The organism is Sphaerisporangium krabiense, assembly GCF_014200435.1.
Classification (GTDB): domain Bacteria; phylum Actinomycetota; class Actinomycetes; order Streptosporangiales; family Streptosporangiaceae; genus Sphaerisporangium; species Sphaerisporangium krabiense.
Genome location: NZ_JACHBR010000001.1, coordinates 1,468,408 through 1,488,346, shown reverse-complemented (window position 1 = coordinate 1,488,346; position 19,939 = coordinate 1,468,408). Strand labels below are relative to the sequence as shown.

19 protein-coding genes are annotated in these 19,939 nt (G+C 72.0%); 13 read left to right on the top strand and 6 right to left on the bottom strand.

Annotation, left to right across the window (positions count from 1 at the left end):
* Positions 1-177: 177 nt before the first annotated feature.
* From sp36 to BJ981_RS06470, 4 genes are read left to right on the top strand one after another with little or no spacing between them, the layout of a single operon-like run.
* Complete coding sequence (sp36, locus tag BJ981_RS06485) at positions 178-333, top strand: Sp36 family protein (protein WP_184608939.1); 156 nt, start codon at positions 178-180, stop codon at positions 331-333.
* Positions 330-791 carry a RidA family protein gene (locus BJ981_RS06480; protein ID WP_184608937.1) on the top strand — a complete coding sequence of 154 codons (462 nt, stop codon included), beginning with the start codon at positions 330-332 and terminating at the stop codon, positions 789-791. Before sp36 ends, BJ981_RS06480 begins: the two co-directional genes overlap by 4 nt.
* Entirely contained in the window at positions 788-1,621 is an 834-nt protein-coding gene (locus BJ981_RS06475; RefSeq protein WP_184608936.1) for an NUDIX hydrolase, read from the top strand. The genes BJ981_RS06480 and BJ981_RS06475 overlap by 4 nt, the downstream gene beginning before the upstream one ends.
* Positions 1,618-2,415: an MBL fold metallo-hydrolase gene (locus BJ981_RS06470; RefSeq protein ID WP_184608934.1), complete on the top strand. Its 798-nt coding sequence runs from the start codon at positions 1,618-1,620 to the stop codon at positions 2,413-2,415. Before BJ981_RS06475 ends, BJ981_RS06470 begins: the two co-directional genes overlap by 4 nt.
* 25 nt (positions 2,416-2,440) lie before the next feature.
* Here BJ981_RS06470 and BJ981_RS06465 read toward each other — a convergent pair whose 3' ends face one another.
* Positions 2,441-3,121, bottom strand: a complete 681-nt coding sequence (locus BJ981_RS06465; protein ID WP_184608933.1) for a Crp/Fnr family transcriptional regulator — start codon at positions 3,119-3,121, stop codon at positions 2,441-2,443.
* 190 nt (positions 3,122-3,311) lie between these two features.
* On the opposite strand from BJ981_RS06465, the gene nth reads away from it, so the two are divergent.
* Both nth and BJ981_RS06455 read left to right on the top strand, forming a co-directional pair.
* Positions 3,312-3,968, top strand: a complete 657-nt coding sequence (gene nth, locus BJ981_RS06460) for an endonuclease III (RefSeq protein WP_184608931.1) — start codon at positions 3,312-3,314, stop codon at positions 3,966-3,968.
* Positions 3,969-4,068: 100 nt separating this feature from the next.
* The gene (locus BJ981_RS06455; RefSeq protein WP_184608929.1) at positions 4,069-4,716 is read left to right on the top strand and encodes an NUDIX hydrolase; all 648 of its coding nucleotides are present in this window, start codon (positions 4,069-4,071) and stop codon (positions 4,714-4,716) included.
* On the opposite strand, the gene BJ981_RS06450 is transcribed toward BJ981_RS06455, so the two are convergent.
* A complete protein-coding gene (locus tag BJ981_RS06450) occupies positions 4,713-5,246 on the bottom strand; it encodes a HEAT repeat domain-containing protein (RefSeq protein ID WP_184608927.1) in 534 nt (177 codons plus the stop codon). The genes BJ981_RS06455 and BJ981_RS06450 overlap by 4 nt on opposite strands.
* Positions 5,247-5,425: 179 nt before the next feature.
* Between BJ981_RS06450 and BJ981_RS06445 the strand changes: the two genes are divergently transcribed.
* Positions 5,426-6,616 carry a MarP family serine protease gene (locus tag BJ981_RS06445; protein WP_184608925.1) on the top strand — a complete coding sequence of 397 codons (1,191 nt, stop codon included), beginning with the start codon at positions 5,426-5,428 and terminating at the stop codon, positions 6,614-6,616.
* A gap of 15 nt (positions 6,617-6,631) precedes the next feature.
* Here BJ981_RS06445 and BJ981_RS06440 read toward each other — a convergent pair whose 3' ends face one another.
* The 4 genes from BJ981_RS06440 to acs all read right to left on the bottom strand — a co-directional run bounded on the left by BJ981_RS06440 (position 6,632) and on the right by acs (position 10,727).
* Entirely contained in the window at positions 6,632-7,123 is a 492-nt protein-coding gene (locus BJ981_RS06440; protein ID WP_184608923.1) for a DUF309 domain-containing protein, read from the bottom strand.
* Positions 7,120-8,046 (bottom strand): alpha/beta fold hydrolase, encoded by a 927-nt coding sequence (locus BJ981_RS06435; protein WP_184608921.1) that lies wholly within the window; start codon positions 8,044-8,046, stop codon positions 7,120-7,122. The genes BJ981_RS06440 and BJ981_RS06435 overlap by 4 nt, the downstream gene beginning before the upstream one ends.
* 8 nt (positions 8,047-8,054) lie before the next feature.
* On the bottom strand, positions 8,055-8,567 hold the full coding sequence (locus BJ981_RS06430; protein ID WP_184608919.1) for a phage holin family protein: 513 nt from the start codon (positions 8,565-8,567) through the stop codon (positions 8,055-8,057).
* A 183-nt stretch (positions 8,568-8,750) separates the two neighbouring features.
* The gene (gene acs, locus BJ981_RS06425) at positions 8,751-10,727 is read right to left on the bottom strand and encodes an acetate--CoA ligase (protein ID WP_184608917.1); all 1,977 of its coding nucleotides are present in this window, start codon (positions 10,725-10,727) and stop codon (positions 8,751-8,753) included.
* Between the two features lie 722 nt (positions 10,728-11,449).
* Between acs and BJ981_RS06420 the strand changes: the two genes are divergently transcribed.
* From BJ981_RS06420 to BJ981_RS06395, 6 genes are all read left to right on the top strand, one after another.
* On the top strand, positions 11,450-12,238 hold the full coding sequence (locus tag BJ981_RS06420; protein WP_184608915.1) for a Fic family protein: 789 nt from the start codon (positions 11,450-11,452) through the stop codon (positions 12,236-12,238).
* Between the two features lie 1,283 nt (positions 12,239-13,521).
* Positions 13,522-15,027 (top strand): septum site-determining protein Ssd, encoded by a 1,506-nt coding sequence (ssd, locus tag BJ981_RS06415; protein ID WP_184608914.1) that lies wholly within the window; start codon positions 13,522-13,524, stop codon positions 15,025-15,027.
* The gene (locus BJ981_RS06410) at positions 15,024-16,178 is read left to right on the top strand and encodes a TadA family conjugal transfer-associated ATPase (RefSeq protein WP_184608912.1); all 1,155 of its coding nucleotides are present in this window, start codon (positions 15,024-15,026) and stop codon (positions 16,176-16,178) included. The genes ssd and BJ981_RS06410 overlap by 4 nt, the downstream gene beginning before the upstream one ends.
* A 254-nt stretch (positions 16,179-16,432) precedes the next feature.
* On the top strand, positions 16,433-17,152 hold the full coding sequence (locus BJ981_RS06405; protein ID WP_184608910.1) for a type II secretion system F family protein: 720 nt from the start codon (positions 16,433-16,435) through the stop codon (positions 17,150-17,152).
* A gap of 736 nt (positions 17,153-17,888) precedes the next feature.
* Complete coding sequence (locus tag BJ981_RS06400) at positions 17,889-18,464, top strand: type II secretion system F family protein (protein WP_204070340.1); 576 nt, start codon at positions 17,889-17,891, stop codon at positions 18,462-18,464.
* An 815-nt stretch (positions 18,465-19,279) separates the two neighbouring features.
* A complete protein-coding gene (locus tag BJ981_RS06395; RefSeq protein ID WP_275422303.1) occupies positions 19,280-19,450 on the top strand; it encodes a DUF4244 domain-containing protein in 171 nt (56 codons plus the stop codon).
* The last annotated feature ends 489 nt before the right edge of the window (positions 19,451-19,939 follow it).

Below are 19,939 nucleotides of genomic sequence, written 5' to 3'. Positions count from 1 at the left end.
CTCGAAGGCTACCCAACGGTCACTTGGCGATTCGCCGTTCCCCACCCCCCGGATACCCGCCCGTCGCCCATGACCGGCGAAAAGCCCTACACCAGGGGCTTTTCCGGTCATCGTTGATACTTCGCAAAAGGTCCCCGCGCGCGACCCGGGCGCCCCCGCGCCGTCTACAGTCTCACCATGAACAGGTTCGAATACGCCACGGTCCCGTTGCTGACCCACGCCACCAAGCAGATCCTCGACCAGTGGGGCGAGGACGGCTGGGAGCTCGTCACCGTCATCCCCGGCCCGAACGCCGAGCAGCTCGTCGCCTACCTGAAGAGGGTGAAGCAGTGAGCACACCCGAGGAGCGGCTGGCCGGGCTCGGCCTGACGTTGCCCGAGGTCGTGCCGCCGCTGGCCGCGTACGTGCCGGCCGTGCGCACGGGTGACCACGTGTACACCTCGGGCCAGTTGCCGCTGGTTGACGGCAAGCTCGCCGTCACCGGCAAGGTCGGCGCCGACCTGGACGCCGACCTCGCCAAGGAGCAGGCCCGGATTTGCGCGCTGAACGCGCTGGCGGCGGTGGCCTCGGTGGCGGGCGGCCTGTCCAACATCGTGCGCATCGTCAAGGTGGTCGGCTTCGTGGCGAGCGCTCCGGGCTTCACCGGCCAGCCGCAGGTGATCAACGGGGCCAGCGAGCTTCTGGGCGAGGTGTTCGGGGACGCCGGGCGGCACGCGCGCAGCGCCGTCGGCGTCGCGGTGCTGCCGCTGGACGCCCCGGTCGAGGTGGAGCTGATCGCCGAGGTGAGATGAACGGCTTCCCGCTGCGCGGCGAGTCCGGTGTGCGGGCGCGGGCGATCCTGGCCGGTGAGATCGCCCCGGCGCCGGCCAGGGACGCCGCGACCGTCGTGTTGCTGCGCGCCTGCGGCCCCGGCGTCGAGGTCTACCTGCTCAGGCGCGCCACGAGCATGAGCTTCGCCGCCGGGGCGTACGTCTTCCCCGGCGGCGGCGTGGATCCGCGTGACGCCGACCGCCGGGTGGCCTGGGCGGGCCCCTCTCCGGAGGTGTGGGCGCGCGCGTTCGGCGCGGACGTCACGACGGCGCGCGGGCTGGTCTGCGCGGCCGTGCGCGAGACGTTCGAGGAGTCCGGCGTGCTGCTGGCGGGGCCGAGCCCGGACACGCTGGTCGCCGACACCACCGGCGACGACTGGGAGGCCGACCGCGAGGCCCTGATCGCCCGTGAGCTGTCGCTGGCGGAGTTCCTGGACCGGCGTGGCCTGGTGCTCAGGACGGACCTGCTGCGGCCCTGGGCGCACTGGATCACTCCGGACGTCGAGAGCAAGCGGTTCGACACCCGCTTCTTCGTGGCAGCGCTGCCCCCGGGCCAGCGCACCCGGGACGTGGGCGGCGAGGCCGACCAGGTGGCGTGGATGCGCCCCGGCGAGGCGCTGCGCCGGGCGGAGGCCGGAGAGATCTTCCTGATGTCCCCGACGATCCGCACGCTGACGGAGATCGCGGCGTTCGAGGACGTCGCGTCGGTCCTGGCCAGCGAGCGGCGGGTCGTGACCTTCCGGCCGCACGTCGCCGAGGTGGAGGGCGAGATGTGGCTGTTCATCCCCGAAGGTCATGATGGGGTGTCATGAGCGGCCTGCGAATTCCCCTCGGCGGTCCGGACGGCTCCGGCACCACCCGCGCGACCGGCGTGCTCGCGCCCAACGCCTCGCCCATGACCCTGGACGGCACCAACACCTGGGTGATCGGCGAGCCTGACGCCCCGTCCGCGCTGGTCGTCGACCCCGGGCCGGACGACGAGCGGCACCTGCGCCGGGTCGCCGACCACCTGGGCGACCGGCGCGTGGCCGCGATCCTGCTGACCCACGGGCACGAGGACCACAGCGGCGGCGCCGCGCGGTTCGCCCGCATGGCCGGCGCGCCGGTGCGCGCCCTGGACCCCCGGCACGTGCTGGGCGACGAAGGGCTCTCCGACGGGGACGTGGTGACGGGCGGCGGCGTCGAGCTGCGCGTCGTCGGCACGCCGGGGCACTCCTTCGACTCGCTGTGCTTCTGGCTGCCCGCCGACGAGGCGATGCTGACCGGCGACACGATCCTCGGCAGGGGGACGACGGTGATCGCCCCCGACGGCGACCTCGCCGACTACCTGCGCAGCCTGGACCGGCTGCGGGCCGGCGCGGAGGTCACGGCGGCCAAGGCCCTGCTGCCGGGGCACGGCCCGGTGCTGCCCGAGCCGATCGCGGCGCTGGACGCCTACATCGCCCACCGGCGCGAACGCCTGGAGCAGGTCGCGCGGGCGCGGCGGGACGGCGCGGCGACGCCCGCCGAGATCGTCGCGATCGTGTACGCGGGGCTGGAGGAGGGGCTGCGGCCGGCGGCCGAGATGTCGGTGCGGGCGCAGCTCGCCTACCTCGACGGCGCCTGACCGGCCGCCTCGGCGTTCGACGCGCTCAGCGGGAGCGGGCGTAGAGGCGGTCGGCGTCCATGATGACGACGGCCTTGGCCTCGATGCGCAGCCAGCCCCGCTGGGCGAAGTCGGCGAGCGCCTTGTTGACGGTCTCGCGGGAGGCGCCGACGTACTGCGCCAGCTCCTCCTGGGTGAGATCGTGGTGGACCCGCAGGCCCTCCTCGGTGCGCTGGCCGAACCGCTCGGCGAGGTCGAGCAGCGCCTTGCCCACCCGTCCGGGTACGTCGGTGAAGACCAGGTCGGCCATGACGTCGTTGGTGCGCCGCAGCCGCTGGGCGAGGGCCCGCAGCAGGTGGAGGGCGACCTCGGGACGCCCGGTCAGCCACGGCCGCAGGTCGTCGTGCCCCAGTCCGGCGAGCCGGACGTCGGTGAGCGCGATGGCGCTGGCCGTACGGGGGCGCGGGTCGAACAGCGAGAGCTCGCCGAACATCTCGCCTGGCCCGAGCACGCTCAGCAGGTTCTCGCGGCCGTCAGGGGCGGTGCGGATCAGCTTGATCTTCCCGTCCAGGACGACGTAGAGCCTGTCGCCGGTCTCGCCCTCACTGAACAAGGTCTGGCCCTTGTGGAGCTGGACCTCGGTGATGCTCGTCCGGAGCGCGGCGGCGCCCTCGCGGTCGAGCGCGGCGAACAAAGGGGCCTTTCCCAGCACGTCGTCGGTATTCACGGTGCCTCCTCGTTCCAGTGTCGCGCCCGCACGACCGCGCACCACGCCTGGGGGGCGCGCGCTGCTAGACATTGTGACGTACCGCATCAAGGGAGTCTCAGGGAGCCCGTCCGCGTAGGCTGTCGGAGTGCCCCGCAAAGTGACCTCCGCTGGGGAGTCCCGGCTCGCCTTGGTGCGCCGAGCCCGACGAATGACCCGAATCCTGGCGGAAACCTATCCCGACGCGCACTGCGAACTCGACTTCGGCAACCCACTTGAGCTGCTGGTCGCGACCATTCTCTCCGCGCAGTGTACGGACAAAAGGGTCAACATGGTTACTCCAGTACTCTTTGCCAAATATCGGACAGCGGCTGACTACGCGGGCGCCGATCGTGAAGAGCTGGAAGAGATCATCCGGTCGACCGGCTTCTTCCGCGCCAAGGCCAACAGCATCATCGGCATGGCCCAGGTCGTGTGCGAGCGCTACGGCGGCGAGGTCCCCGGCAAGCTGAAGGACCTGGTCACGCTGCCCGGCGTCGGCAGGAAGACCGCCAACGTGGTGCTCGGCAACGCGTTCGGCGTCCCCGGCATCACGGTGGACACCCACTTCCAGCGGCTCACCCGCCGCTTCGGCTGGACCACCGAGACCGACCCGGTCAAGATCGAGCACGTCGTGGGAGAGCTGATCCCCAAGAATCAGTGGACCGACATGTCGCACTATCTGATCTGGCACGGCCGCCGCATCTGCCACGCGCGCAAGCCGGCCTGCGGCGTGTGCCCGCTCGCCACCCTCTGCCCGTCGTTCGGCGAGGGCCCCACCGAGCCCGACAAGGCCGCCAAACTGGTGCGCACCGGGCCCTTCTCGTAGGACGGCGTGCCCGGCCCCCGGAGGGCCACTGCCGAAACCTCACGGAACTGCCGGGAAGCAGCCGCGGGGCCGCGATGTTGCTCCCCGCAGGAGGTATGGCATGAGTGATCCCGTCCCCGGCTGGCTGACCGACCTGGCGGCGAACGCCGCCGACCACCCCGTCCCCGCGCCCCTGCGGCCTCCCGCCTCCGGAGGACGCGCCGCGGCGGTCCTCCTGCTCTTCGGCCGGTCGCCCGACGGCCCCGACATCCTGCTGATCCAGCGCAGCGCCCGGGGACGCAACCACGCCGGCCAGCCGGCCTTTCCCGGCGGAGGCGTCGACCCCGGCGACGGCGGCCCCGTGGGCGCGGCCCTGCGCGAGGCCGAGGAGGAGACCGGGCTGGACCGCGCCGGCGTCCGCGTCCTCGGCACGCTCCCCGAACTGTACGTCTGGCGCAGCGACAACCGGGTGACGCCCGTGCTCGGCTGGTGGCACACCCCGTCCGCGGTGCACGCCGCCTCGCCGGACGAGGTGGACGCCGTGGCCCGGGTGCCCCTCGCCGAGCTGGCCGACCCCGGCAACCGCTTCGGCCTGCGCCTCCCCGGCGGCTACACGGGGCCCGCGTTCCGGGTGCGCGGCATGCTCGTCTGGGGCTTCACGGCCGGCGTCCTGAACGACGTGCTGGCGCTGACCGGCTTCGCCCGTCCCTGGGACGACGGCAAGGTGGAGGAACTGCCGCCCGAGATGCTGAGGCTCGCCCGCCGCTAGGGGAGGATCAGCCCGAGCGCCGCCCAGTCGGCGACGTCGTCGTCCGGGTCGCGGGCGAGGCGCCGCAGCGCCGCGAGCCCGGCCGGGTCCGGCGGGCGTCCGAGGACGTGCGACAGCGCGTACGCCGCGCCGTACCGCACGGTGGCGTCCGGGTGCGTGGCCAGCTCGATCACCGAGGGCAGCGCGCGCGGGTCGCGCAGGTGCCCGAAGGCGATCAGCACGGCGTGCAGCACGCGCACGTCCTCCTCGCAGGCCGCCAGGTAGCGCAGCACCGACAACGTCTTGTCGATGAACGGCCGCTGCGGCGCCCCGAGCTCCCCGAGGATGTCCACCCCGAGCACCCGCTCGGCGCGGTGGTCGCCCGCGCAGAGCCGCCTGGCCTCGGTGAAGGTCTCCAGGTCGCCGCGCCCGTGCAGGACGCCCACGGCCTTCCACCGGATCGGGCCGTCCGGATCGTCGTCGGCGAGCGCGATGGCGATCAGCTCGCCCACGGTGCGCGACGTCAGGGTGTGGGGAGTGTCGGCGTTCATGATCGGCGCCGGCCGCGCGGACGTCGATCGCGTGCTCCCGGAGGACGGGGAGGCGCGCGTGCCCGTGCCCGGGTGTTCGTGTGTGCGGCCCTCGCTCGATCCCCCGATCGATACCATGCCGCCAACGATATCGAGCCAAGGCGTGCACGGCGTGTGGCCGCGCTGGATACCGTTGAAGCGTGAGCGGCGATCTCCTCGATTTCATCCTGATTGTTCTTGTGATTGCCTTCGCCGTGTCGGGCTACCGGCAGGGCTTCATCATCGGGGCGTTCAGCTTCCTGGGCTTCGTCGGCGGCGGGTTCCTCGGGGTCCTCATCGCGCCGCCGATCGCCCACGCGGTCGTCGACGCGCCCACCGACCAGGCGCTGCTCGCGATCGTGATCGTGTTCCTGGCGGCCGTCGTCGGGCAGTTCGCCTGCTCCACGATCGGCGCGGTGGTCCGCAGCCACGTCACCTGGGAGCCCGCGCGCACGGTCGACGCGCTCGGCGGCACGTTCACCAGCGCCTTATCGGTGCTCGTGATCGCCTGGCTGATCGGCTCGCTGCTCTCGGTCGCGCCGTTCCCGTGGCTGCGCCAGCAGACCAACGGCTCGCTGCTGCTGCAGACCGTCGACGCCGCCATGCCCGAGCGCGCCAAGGCCTGGCGGCTGTCGTTCAAGGAGTTCGTCGACACCTCCGAGTTCCCGCAGGTGTTCAACGCGATCGGCAACGGCGGCATCATCGAGGTCCCGCCGCCCGACGCCAGCGTGGTCAAGGGGCCGGGCATGCAGCGCGCCCGGCGGGCGATCGTCAAGGTGCAGGGCACCGCGCCCGCCTGCCGCAAGCGCATCGAGGGCACCGGCTTCGTCTACGCGCCGAACCACATCATGACCAACGCCCACGTGGTGGCCGGCGTGACGCAGGACCTGCGGGTCACCGACGCCGACCGCGACGGCCACGACGCCCGGGTGGTGCTCTACAACCCCGACCGTGACATCGCCATCCTGTACGTCCCCGACCTGAACGTCACGCCGCTCAAGTTCGACTACACGCCGGAGGAGCAGGGCAGCGCGATCATCGCCGGGTTCCCCAAGGGCAAGGGGTTCACCACGAGCGCGGCCAGGCTCCGCGGCACGCAGAACGCGAAGGCGTCCGACATCTACTCGCGCAAGACCGTCACCCGGGAGGTGTACGCGATCCGCGGCCTGGTCCAGCCGGGCAACTCCGGCGGCCCGCTGCTCACGCCGACCGGCCAGGTGTACGGCGTGATCTTCGCGGCGGCGACCGACCAGCCCGACACGGGGTACGCGCTCACCGCCAAGGAGGTGCGCCCCGACGCCGACACCGGCGGCGGCGCCACCGCCCGCGTCGACACCCAGGACTGCGACTAGCCCCGCCGGCTCCCGTCAGCCGGACTTGAGCACGACGGCGACCCGGCCGATCGCGTCGGCGGGGTCGTCCGGCGGGCGGTCGGCCAGGCAGCGGGCCACGCGCACGGCCTCCGCCAGGTCCGGCGGGCCAGGGTGCGGCTCCCCGGCCGCGTACTCCGACACCCGGGTCGCGCCCCGGCCGAGCAGCACCGCGGCGCCCCGCGCGTTGCCCCGCTGCAGGTGCGTCAGCCCCACGCAGATCTGCGCCAGGCCCTGCCACAGCGGCCGTTCCCGCTCCGGGCCGGTCTTCCACCGCGCCTCCAGCACCTCGTGGGCGTGGAAGGGCCGCCCCTCGTCGAGGTAGGCGGCGGCGTCGGCCAGCGCGCGGCCGGCGCTCGGGGCGTAGTCGTCCGGCACCCGCGCGACGCCCGGCGTCCCCTTGGGCAGGGGACGGCCGAACTCGTCCCGGGGCCGGGCGTTGCGCGGACGCCCGAGAGGATCCCGGTCCCTGGCGCCGGCCCCGCTCATCGGTCCGGTTCCGGGTCGGCGAGCCAGGTCAGCAGCTCCTGGTCGAACTGCTCGGGCCGCTCCTCGTGCGGGAAGTGGCCGGCCCCCTCGATCAGCCGCCAGCGGTACGGCGCGGCGACGTACCGGCTGGACCCCTGGGCGGTGCGCGGCAGCGTGCACGTGTCGAGCGCGCCGTGCAGTTGCAGGGTCGGCATCTCCAGCTCGGTGCGCATGAGCCTGCGGTACCGCTTGCCGTCCGGGCGGAGCTGCGAGCGCAGGAACCAGCGGTGGTACTCGAGCGCGCAGTGGGCGACGGTGGGGATGCCGAACACCTCGCGGTAGGTGCGCGCCACGTCCTCGCCGGGCCACCGCGGCCCTGACCAGTCCTCAAGCAGCCGTCCGACGCGGGCCGCGCCGTCCTTGGTCAGCCTGCGCTCCGGCAGCAGGGGGAGCTGCGCGGCGAACAGGTGGCCGCTGGCCCTGAGCTGCCCGAACGGCTCGGTGAGCAGGGCCTGGCGCAGCCGCAGCGGGTGCGGGGCCGAGACCACGGCCAGGCGGCGCACCACCTTCGGATCCAGGGCGGCCATCGTCCAGGCGACCAGCCCGCCCCAGTCGTGCCCGACGACGACCGCGCAGGTCTCGCCGAGCGCGCGGACCAGCCCCGCCATGCTGCCCGCGAGGCTCGGCAGGTCGTACCCCCGCGGCGGCTTGTCGCTGGCGCCGTACCCGCGCAGGTCCACGGCGACCGCGTGGTACCCCGCCTCGGCCAGCGACACGAGCTGGCCCCGCCAGGTCCACCAGAACTGCGGGAAGCCGTGCAGCAGCAGCACCAGCGGCCCCTCACCCGCCTCGGCGATGTGGAACATGCCGTTGCCCGCGTGCACCGAGCGGTGCGTCCACGGCCCGGGGACCCGGGCCAGCGACTCGTCAGGGCGGGTGGCCATGGCGGGACTCACGGCCGCGGGCTCGTGTGCCCGGGATCGGGCGAGCCGGTCTCGGTGCCCACCGGCACCCGGTGGTGGCCCACCGTCCCGGCCCCGTACGGCTCGGCGCGGTGGCCGTTCGGCGCGGCGGACCCGTCCTCCAGGTCGACGACCTCCCTGAGGTTCTTCAGGCTGCGCGCCGTCCGCTTCATGCCGGTGAGGCCCTTCAGGCGGCGGTAGCCGACGTACCCGAGCAGCAGGGCCACGATCAGGTAGAAGGCGGTGACGATCGTGAAGGCCAGCCAGCGCATCATGCCGAGCTGCACCAGCCCGTAGGCGATCGCGAACGACGCGAGGATCAGGCACAGGTGCAGCATGAACGCCGCCACGCCGAAGAGACCCGCGGCCGTGCCGACCCGCTTGGCGTCGAACTTGAGCTCGGACTTGGCCAGCTCGATCTCGGCGCGGACCAGGGTGGATATGTGGTTTGTCGCCTGGGCGACGAGGGCGCCGAGTGACTCCTCCTCGGGCGGTGCGGCCATGTTCGCTCTCCTATCGGATCTTTCCGGTCATCTTCATCCTGCGTGATGGCGCCTGTCGTCGCGCCTCCCGCTCCGGTTCCCTCGCCGGCGCCACGTGTGCCCGTCACCGGTACCACGGGTGTCCGTCCCTGAAAAGCGTAGGGCGCGGATCCGCGACCGGATCCGCGCCCTACCGAAGCCGGGTCAGTCCTCGCTGGACGCCGAGGGCAGCTTCTGGGAGATCAGGTTCATCACCGAGCTGTCGGCCAGCGTGGTGACGTCGCCGATGCTGCGGTTCTCCGCCACGTCGCGGAGCAGACGGCGCATGATCTTGCCGGAGCGGGTCTTCGGCAGCTCGGGCACGACGAGGATCTGCCGGGGCTTGGCGATCGGGCCGAGCGACTTGGCCACGTGGTCGCGCAGCTCCTTGGCGATGTCCGCGCTCTCCTCCGCGCTGCCGCGCAGGATCACGAACGCCACGATGGCCTGGCCGGTGATCGGGTCGGTCGCGCCCACGACGGCCGCCTCGGCGACCTTCGGGTGCGAGACCAGCGCCGACTCGACCTCGGTGGTCGAGATGTTGTGGCCGGAGACCAGCATGACGTCGTCCACGCGGCCGAGCAGCCACAGGTCGCCGTCCTCGTCGCGCTTGGCGCCGTCGCCGGGGAAGTACATGCCGTCGAAGCGCGACCAGTAGGTGTCCTTGTAGCGCTTCTCGTCGCCCCAGATGCCGCGCAGCATGGACGGCCACGGCTCGCGCACCACCAGGAAGCCGCCGCCGCCGTCCGGCACCGAGACGCCCTGGTCGTCCACGACGTCGGCGGACACGCCGGGCAGCGGGCGCATCGCGGCGCCGGGCTTGGCGGCCGTCACGCCCGGCAGCGGGCTGATCATGATCGCGCCGGTCTCGGTCTGCCACCAGGTGTCCACGACCGGGCAGCGCTCGCCGCCGATGTGCTCGCGGTACCAGACGTACGCCTCGGGGTTGATGGGCTCGCCCACCGAGCCGAGGACGCGCAGCGAGGACATGTCGAACTTCGCGGGGATGTCGTCGCCCCACTTCATGAACGTACGGATCGCCGTGGGCGCGGTGTACAGGATGGTGACGCCGTACTTCTGGACGACCTCCCAGAAGCGCCCCCTGTGCGGGGTGTCGGGCGTGCCCTCGTAGATCACGCTGGTCGCGCCGTTGGCCAGGGGGCCGTACACGATGTAGGAGTGGCCGGTCACCCAGCCGATGTCGGCGGTGCACCAGTAGATGTCCGACTCCGGCTTGAGGTCGAACACCGCGTGGTGCGTCCAGGCCGTCTGCGTGAGGTAGCCGCCGGTGGTGTGCAGGATGCCCTTCGGCTTCCCGGTGGTGCCGCTGGTGTAGAGGATGTACAGCGGGTCCTCGGCGTCGTGCTGCGGGGCCTCGTGCGTGTCGCTCTGCCGGTCGACCAGGTCGTGCCACCAGATGTCCTTGCCGGTCACCTGCACGTCCTCGCCGGTGCGGCGCACCACCAGCACGTGCTCGACGCCCGGGCACTCGGCGACGGCCTCGTCCACGGTCGGCTTGAGCGCGCTCGGCGCGCCCCGGCGGAAGCCGCCGTCGGCGGTGATGACGAGCTTGGCGTCGGCGTCCTGGATGCGGCCGCTCAGCGCCGCCGCCGAGAAGCCGCCGAAGACCACCGAGTGGATAGCGCCGATGCGGGCGCAGGCCAGCATCGCGATCGGCAGCTCGGGGATCATGGGCATGTAGATCGCGACGCGGTCGCCCTTGCCGACGCCGAGCTCGGTGAGCGCGTTGGCGGCCTTGCTGACCTCGCGCAGCAGGTCGGAGTACGTCAGGGTGCGGTTGTGGCCCTCGGGCTCGCCCTCCCAGTAGTAGGCCACCTTGTCGCCGTGGCCGGCCTCGACGTGGCGGTCGACGCAGTTGTAGGCGACGTTCAGCGTGCCGCCCACGAACCACTTGGCGAACGGGGCGTTCCACTCCAGGGTGGTGTCCCAGCGGCGTCCCCAGGTCAGCCGGTCGGCCGCACGTTCCCAGAAGCCGAGACGATCGCGTTCCGCCTCGTCGTAGGCGTCGGCCGTGATGTTCGCGGACGCCGCGAGCTCCGCCGGCGGCTCGAAGCGGCGGGTCTCCTGCAGCAGGTTCGACAGAGTCTCCTGGGTCTCACGACCAGGGGTTTCCGGGGCCACAACGTACTCCTTCACATGGCCTTGCTCGATACGGCTGGTTCCCACTCCACCAGTCTCGAGGCTGTGGGGACAAGAGGGACGGACGGGCGGTGGCGGGCCGTCACCGGGCACGCGCACTTCACAAAGGACTTAACCAAGAGTCACAAAAGCAGCGGATTCGTTGTGGGAATGATATCCAATGACAAATACCATGCGGGCCCGGGGCTTTCTCCGCGCCGTTCGTTGAACGGCGCGAACCGCGCGACGAGCGGTCTTGCCGATTCGCGGATCATGTGTCTCTTGGTCTGTTCCATACGGTCTTGTGAACCGGTCCACACATCCGACGGCTTGTGTCGGCGACGCCTTGACCCTGTGTTGACCTGCGTCAAAGCCTACTGACGGGTAGCGGTGGGGCCGGAGGGTGTCCGGTCCGAGGTTACCCGGAGGTAGAGGTGAGGGGTGCTCTCGTTCTACCGGCGCGCAGGGCGTCTCGGAGAGGGTCTCTCTCGGCGGGACGCGGCTCCGTCCGGGGTGATCTCAGTGTGACAGATGGCCATCTGGGGCACTTCATGGCATGTCATGGCAAGTCGGGAGTGTTGCGCCAAGCAGTCCCGTTCGGGAATTGGGGGGCCAGTGGGGACATTGGGGTTTTGGGCCTTGGCCGGGTCCTGATAAGGGGCATTTCGGGCTACGGGCCGGGGGTGCCGGAGCGTCCGGTTTACCCGCAGGTAGGGTCGGGAGGCGTGAGCGACCCATTGGCAGTCATCGCCGGGCTTCCCGGCGTCCCCGAGGCCGTCCAGGAGGCGCGCGCCGCGGTCGACCGGCTCTACGGCCACCGAGTCCTGCGCCGCCGCAGGCCAGAGGTCTCCGCGGAGTCGGCCCTGCGCGGCGCCCGCGCGTCCGCCGCCCTCGAAGGCGTCGACGTCCCCCTGGAGACGCTGCGGTCCGGGGAGGCCGGGCAGCCGCTCGCCCAAGGGGCGCTGCGCGTGTCCGCCGAAGTGGGACGCCTCGGGGTGACCTGGCGCTCCGCGCCGCGGCAGGTGCTCGCGCGGTTGCACATGCTGGCCGCCGCCGGGGTCGTCGCCGACGAGGATCTCCTGGGACGCCCGCGCACCGGCCCCGCGACGTCGGATCTTCACGACCTCGGCCCCGCCCCCGGCGCCGAGGCCGCCGCGGCCCGCGTCGCCGCCCTCGTCCAACTGATCACCACGCCGACGGACGCCCCCGCGCTCGTGCTCGCCGCGATCGCGCACGCCGAGATCGCGGTGCTCCGCCCGTTCGGCGCCGCGGACGGCATCGTCGCCAGGGCCGCCGAGCGCCTCACACTGGTCGAGTTCGGCCTGGACCCCAAGTCGCTCGTCGTGGTCGAGGCCGGTCACGTCGAGCTGGGGGAGTCCTACGGGGAGAGCCTGCGCGGCTACCTGAAGGGCACCTCGGAAGGGGTCGCCGGCTGGGTGCGGCACTGCGCGGAGGCCGTCCGGCTGGGCGCGCGCGAGTCGGTCGCCGTCTGCGAGGCGCTCCAGCGCGGGTGACGGAACCGGGGTCCGCGGGGCGCCTTCCCGGGGTGATCGATCCGATCACTGGGGGTGTCTACGGGCCGTTCCGGGCCCGCCACCTGATCGGCCCGTAACCGGGATTTCGGTTTTCGGAGCCGCTCGGACGCCGTTCATCGCCCGGATGACAGGTCGTGGCGAAGAATCTCCTGCCGTGTCGCCCTGAGTGCAGCGGGTATCCGGTGATGGTGCGGCGTCTGTGGGAAGATTTCCCGTTGCGAGGGTGTCCTGACACCGCCTCAGACGAAGCGAACGGCGTCCCGTGTGCGGGACGCCGTTGCCAGTACGACACACCGGGTTACCAAGCGTGCACCTCGAATCAGTCGGAGCGGGTCAAGCCCGTCTCGACACGCCTCCCGCGGCTGGTCGCGCGTGGGTGCCCGGCTGTCGTACTCGGACACATGGTCCGTGCCACCTTTGTACGTCGGATTCGACCTGATGGGAACCCCTCCGAGCAAGACCTTTACCGACTCCTGGCGTGGCCGCGCCCGCCGGCCGGGGCGCGGGGGAGTCGCCGGCCGCGCCCTCGGGCCGGGGCGCACGCCGGGCTCCTGACAGGCGCGAGTGAAACCTCTCTGATCACCGTCGGTGATGGCGGCGGGCGGGGCCGATTTTCGCGTACTTCCAGTAGCCGCATCGCTACGGCTGAAAAAAACTAGTGGAAATCAGAGATTGCTCCTCGACGAAACTTGAGTTCATCGGGCACCATACGTGGGTGTCCACATGACTGTGGCGAACGGCCTTGGGTAAGTTTTGACCTTCCCGTGCCGTGCCGCGGTCTTCGCGGACTGAAAACTTTCTTCTGAAACGGGACCGGCTCTACCCCCCCGGAGCCGGACCGGTTGGCGACCCCCGCTCTCCCCCCCGGCGGGGGTCGCCTCTTTTCTCCCATCTTTTCCTCTCCTCCCCCTCCGTCCCTCGGCTGGCAGCCCACCCGCTCCACGGACAGCCCGCTCACAGGCACTCGGGCGTCGGCACCGCCCACCACATGCCTCGCGCACCGGCTGATCCTTGAGCCGCTTCCTTGGGCCGCTTCCGGGGCGCGACGAGCGGTCGAACGCGTGACCGGCTTGTGCCACTGCTTCCGTGCCGCCCCGCCGGGCCGTCGGCCGCCATGCGGGTCCGAGCTCTGCGGCGCCGAGTCGAGCGGCGGCAGGCGCGCGAGCTGAGAGTCGGCGGGTTATCCACAGAACCCGGTTCGGGAGCCTTGGGCGGGCGCGCGGGAGCGCAAAGTGGTCCTCCACCGCAGGAGGAGAGGACCCATGCACCGCCCATTGGTGATCACCGAAGACCAGGAGCTGCTCGACGATCTGCTGCGCGTCGCCGCCGCGGCCGGCGTCGAGATCGACGTGGCGCACGCCGCGGCTCACGCCCGCCCGTACTGGAAGCACGCCCCGCTCGTGGTGGTGGGAGCCGACGCCGCCGACGCTCTCGCCGCCACCGGCCCGCCTCCCCGATCAGGTGTGCTGCTCGTGACCCGTGCCCCGGACGACGCCGAGGTCTGGCGAAGATGCGTGGCGGTCGGCGCCCAGGCGCTGCTCCGGCTGCCGTCCGAGGAACGGCGCCTGGTGGACGAGTTCGCGGAAGCGTCCGAGCCCTCGGCCAGGGCCGGAGAGGCCATCTGCGTCGTCGGCGGACGCGGCGGCTCCGGCGCCAGCGTGCTCGCCGCGTCGCTGGCGCTCTGGGGCTCACGGCGAGGGCTGCGCAGCCTCCTCATCGACGCCGATCCGCTCGGCGGCGGCATCGACGTCGTCCTCGGCCAGGAACAGGCCACCGGCGCCCGGTGGCCGGACATCGCGGAGCGCGAGGGCAGGGTCAGCTTCGCCGCGCTGCAGAAGGCGCTTCCGACCTTCGGAGAGCTCACCGTGCTGTCCTGGCACCGCGGCGAGTCCCCGCCCATCCCGCCGGAGGCCATGCGCGCCGTCCTGGGCGCCGCCCACCGGGGTTGCGACCTGATCGTCGTCGACCTGCCCCGCCACATCGGCCCCGCGGCCGCCGAGGCGCTCTCGCGCGCGGCCTCCACCCTGCTCCTCGTGCCCGCCGACGTCAGAGGCGTCCTCGCGGCCTCCCAGGTGCTGATCGAGCTACGCCGCCACACCTCGTCCATCGCTGCGGTCGCCCGCACGGGCACCCTCCGCCCCGACGTCATCTCCGCCTCCCTCGGCATCCCTTGCGCAGGCGCCCTCCCCGACCAGCGCGGCCTCTCCGAAGCCCTGAACCGCGGCGACGCCCCCTCCCTAACCCCCCGCACCCCTCTGGCCCGCTTCTGCGCCACCTACCTCACCCCCCGCCGCCCACCCCCCAAGCCCGCCAAACCACCCCCTCCCCGCACCGCCAACCCCCCAGACTCTCCACCGAACGAGAACGCACACCATCACGTCACCGAGCCCTCAGCCCCTTCGCCGGGTGGAGGTGAGCGCCGTCGCGTCGCCGGACGCTTGGGCTCTCTGAGGATCGAGAGTGCATGCCATCGCGTTGGTGAACCCTCGGTCCCTTCGCCGGGTGGAGGTGAGCGCCGTCGCGTCGCCGGACGCTCGGGCTCTCTGACGAGCGAGAGTGCACGCCATCGCCTCGCCGGGTCACCGGGCTTACCGCTCGGCGAGAGCGCGTGCCGCCGCGTCGCCGAGGCCCCGGGCTTTCTGATGAACGAGACCTCACGCCGGGCCACCGCCCGTACGTCATGGCCCCTCACCCCCGTGACCGCACGTCACCCCACTGGCCGGTCGTCGCGTCGCAAGGTTCTCGCTCACTTTGAGGAGCCACGATGAGCCGGGCGAGCGTGCCGCCCGAACTCGTCGAGGCGGTGAGAGTGCGTCTGGCCAGGACGGCGGCGGAGCCTACGGCGGCGCAGGTCGCGGCGGCGCTGCGCGCCGAACGCGCCGTGCTGGGCGACGCCGAGGTCCTCGCGGTGGCGCGCGCCCTGCGGGCCGACCTCATCGGCGCGGGCCCGCTGGAGCCCTTGTTGGCCGAGCCGGACGTCACCGACGTGCTCGTCAACGGCGCCCGCGAGGTCTGGGTCGACGACGGCCACGGCCTGCGCCGCACGCCGGTGGTGTTCTCCTCCGAGGACGAGGTCCGGCGGCTGGCCCAGCGGCTCGCCGCGGCGGCCGGGCGGCGCCTGGACGACGCCTGCCCATACGTGGACGCGCGCCTCTCCGGCGGCGTGCGCCTGCACGCGATCCTCCCGCCCGTGGCCGCCGAGGGAACGTGCGTCTCCCTCAGGCTCCCACCCCGCCGGTCCTTCACCCTGGAGGAACTGGTCCCGGGCCCCGGCGCCGCCGCCGTGCGGGCGATCATCGCCGCACGCCTCGCCTTCCTCGTGACCGGCGGCACCGGCACGGGGAAGACCACCCTCCTGTCCGCCATGCTGTCCCTCGCCGAGGCGGGCGAGCGGCTGCTCCTCGTGGAAGACTCCTCGGAGCTGCGCCCGCTCCACCCGCACGTCGTCCGCCTGGAGACGCGCCCGTCCAACCTGGAGGGCGTCGGCGAGGTCACCTTGCGCGACCTGGTCCGCCAGGCCCTGCGCATGCGCCCCGACCGGCTCGTCGTGGGCGAGGTCCGCGGCAGCGAGGTCGTCGATCTCCTGGGCGCCTTGAACACCGGCCATGAGGGCGGGTGCGGCACCTTGCACGCCAACAACCCCGCCGACGTCCCGGCGAGGCTGGAAGCCCTCGCCTGCGCCGCCGGGCTCACTCGCGAGGCCGTCCACAGCCAGATCGCGGCGGCCCTCGACGCGGTCATCCACGTGGTCAGAGACCCCGGCGGCGGACGACGCCGGGTCGCACAGATCTGCACGGTCGAGCGGGCGCCCTCAGGTTTGATCGAGATCACCCCAGCCCTGACCTTCCCAGCCAACGGCCCACCCATCCCAGGACCGTCCTTCGCCTCCCTGCAAGCCCAAGCCCGGGCCACTCCCTGAACAGCCGCTGATCGGGGTCATTCGACCGGGTGCCCGGAACGGAGGTCTGTGGGTGGTGAAGCGAACTCGGGTGGACCGGCGTGATCACTTCCGGGCGCGGTGGGGCTCGGAATCCGTGAAGGGGAGGGGCGGCGGGGTGGACCGGCCTGACGGCTTCTGCCGCACCAGGTCTCGCTCATGATGTCTGGCTCGTCCCTTGAGAGTCGACGTGTTGTCTGTAGCGGTATGTCGGCTCGTCCGCGAGGAGGGTGAACGTGTTGTCTGTAGCGGTGGTCCTGGGCGTGGTCGCCGCGGTGGTGTGGAGCGGGCCGTCCGGGGAGGTGGTTCGTCTGCGGGCACTGCTGCGCGCGGCCGATGCGCCGAAACAGTGGTCATGGGCGCGGCCGGCGAAGGTCGTCCAGTGGTCCGATCGTGGACGGCGGGCCGCCGCCTGGCGGAGGGCCTCGATCGAGCTGTGCCAGGGCCTCGTGGCCGAGCTGTCAACCGGTCGCACTCCGGGGGAAGCTCTGGCCCGCGCCGTCTCCTACCTCGACCCGCCCGACCCCGGTGTGCTCCGGCCGGTGGTCGCGATCGCCCGCGACGGCGGGGACGTCGCCGCGGCCCTGGACCGTGCGGTGCCCGACCATGGCGGCGAAGGGCTTCTGCGCCTCGCCGCGTGCTGGCGGGTGAGCCTGACCGTCGGCGGTGGACTCGCCGCGCTGATCGACCGGTTGGGCGCCTCACTGCGAGAGGCGGAAGGCCACCGTTCCGAGGTCGCGGCACAGTTGGCGGGTCCCCGCTCCACCGCACGCCTTCTCGCCGGGCTTCCGGCCCTGGGCCTGCTGCTGGCCGCCGGCCTGGGCCTCCACCCACTGTCGTTCCTCTTCGGCGGCCCAGCCGGTTTCGCCTGCCTCGTGGCGGGTGTGGCGCTGGACGTCACAGGCTTGTGGTGGACCACCTGGCTGGCCGCCCGCGCACAACAGACGGCCGTATGACGACAAGAACCACCCGAGATCCAGTAGCGGCCCTTGAGGTTGGTGATGACGATGCCGCGGCGCTGCTTGGACGTCTCCCGGCGTGCCGAGTGCGCGCTGCGACGCCCGGGTTCTGGCGAGGACGGTGCCCTGCCTCGAAGGGGGTTCGCTCTTAGGACGGCTGAGGAAGGTGGAAGGGGTTGGATGCACGTGGCCTCTGGCACCCGGCGGTGATGGCTGTGTGCCTGTCCCCGGCCTTCGGCGGTTGGACGAGGCAACACATGCTGCACGGCGTCGGCGGCGGGAGAGGCGATGTGTCGGCTGTGCTTGGGGCCAAGGCGGTCCCGCCCTTGGGAGGGTGGAGGTCTGGGATGGCCCCGCGCGTGGTGCCGGCGGTGACGTTGGCGCGGGAGGTGCGCAGACGGGACCACTCGCACGGCGCGGTTTGGTCCCGCCGGGGCGGTGCGTACGTGGTGTGGTTTGGTCCCGCCGGGGCGGCACGTACGTGGTGTGGTTTCGCGTCGCCGGGGTGGCGGTGGTGGTGTGATCTCTGGGATGGGTGATGGGGATTCTCTTGGCCGTTGGGCTGGCGGCGTTGGCGGGCTGGTGTGCGGTCGGGGCGTGGGATCCTGTGGAACGGCTCGCCCGGCTGCGGGGCGGATCTCACGTTCTGGAACGAGGTGACGAATCGACCGCGGGTGGAGAGGGGAACTCTGCTCCTGGCCGTGGATCCGAGAGGTCACGGGATGCTGTGACCGTGGCCGGGGCCGCGTTCGGGGGGCTGATCTTCGCCGGTGTGTGGCCGGGGTTGCCGGTCGGCGCGGTCATCGGTGTGGTCGCGGCGATCATGGTGCGTCGCCGGAAGCCGGGCGATGTCCGCAGGCGTGAGCGACGCCTCGAGGCCGATCTCCCGTATGCCCTCGACCTGATGGTCGCCTGCCTGAGGGCGGGTCAGCCCATCGGCGGCGCCGTGGAGGCCACAGCCGAGGCGATGGGCGGCCCTCTGGGGGAGCGGCTGGCCCGGGTCAACGGACAGTTGAGGCTCGGCGCCCGCCCGGAGGACGCGTGGCAGGCCCTGGAGCGGGAGCCCTCGCTGGCCGCCCTCGCGCGAGGGATGACGCGCGCGGCGCTCAGCGGAGCCCCTGTCGCCGACGTTCTGGCGAGACTCGCCGACGACGCGCGCCACGAAGTCCGCACCGCCTCGTCGGCCGCCGCACGGCGCGTCGGCGTCCAGGTCGTCGCACCGCTCGGCCTCTGCTTCCTTCCGGCCTTCGTGTTCCTCGGGATCATCCCCGTGGTCGCCGGACTGGCCGCGCAGGTCTTCCACGACTGAACGCCGGCAAGGACGGCGTACCTGCGAGATCGGTAAGTGGAAGACGTTTCCCTACGGCCGGCGCATCGGCGTGGAGCCGGCGAAGGGCGGCGACACCGAGCGTCTGCCCACGTCGGGCCTTCGGTGTGGTGGCCGGGCCGGGCCGCTGCCCGACGTCGCGGTGCCACGACTTCTCCTCCACACGTGAGCGCAGGTCCGTGGCGCTACCGCCGCTGCGGTATCTGGACGGGCCCGGCCGCGGGCGCTTGCCGGTGCGACCCCATAGCCGGGGCCGGTGGTTGAGATGACGGGCCCGAGAGGCCTTCCGGAACGCGGGCGCGTGGTCGTGGGGCACGACGGCGCGAGCCCAGGACTCCACGTCGGTGATCATCCAGTCGGCGATGAGGTGCTTGGTCTCGGTGAACGGGCCGTCGGTCACCGGGGGCGCCCTCGCCGTCATACCGCACGAAGTGCCCTCGGGGGCCAGCCCCTCTGTCGATGCGGTACCTGGACACGGCCGACGGCCGAGGGGACGGTTCCCGGAGATCTCTTCCGTGGCGGTTGTCCACAGGCTTGCGTGGCTGTGGCAGAACTATCCACAGAACGTCGTTCGGGAGCCATTCTCCCTGGTCGTTCGAGGGATTCTCGTTGTGCGCGACGGGCCGAGGCGGCGGGCAGCCACGGCCGCGATGAGACTCATGGGAGGTCCGATGAACAGGTGGATCCGCGCGTTCGTCCGGCTCACGCCGGCGATGTGGTGGGGCGAGAGGGCGCGTGCGGTCCGGCGCCGGCTGCGGAGGTGGTCCGGGCGCTTCCGCGCGGAGGGACGTCGGCTCGTGACCATTGTTCGGACACGGCCGGAGGCGGGCATGTCGACCGCCGAGTACGCGGTCGGCACCATCGCGGCCTGCGCGTTCGCAGGGCTGCTCTTCAAGATCGTCAGTAGTGAAGAGGTGCGCAAGATGCTGTCCGACGTCATCGGCCGAGCCCTGCAGCTGGCGGGTTAGAGCCCACTCATCCCGGCACCAGGCGACGGGCCGCTCGCCGTCCTCCCTCGAAGACTCGGACGCCCGTCGCCACATCCATCCCCTTGAGGTGCCGGCTTCAGGTGGAGGCGTCGGACTGTCGGTCTGAGGGTGTCTCCACTTGGTAGTGCCGATCTGAGGGCATCTCCGTCCTTGGTCGTATGCGTCCGGTAGGGGGACTGAGGTGTCCCGAGAAGGACAGCCGGGATCACCAGAGATCGTTATGGCGATGTTCGCCCCAGCCGGGGACCTCATCAGGCCACTGATCCCGTTAGGCGGCTCTTCCGAGCCGCTGAGGGTTATGGGGGTGCATTGGAGTGCGCCGACAACATGGCCGCGCTCTGGCGCTCCTCGCCGATCTCCACGTGCCGGGGTCGGGTGGCGCCGTGGGGGTTCATCGTCAACGGATTCTTGCGGTCAGGGGCAAGTCGATTCCCGTGGCAAGAAACCATGTTGTATCGCGAGAGGAGG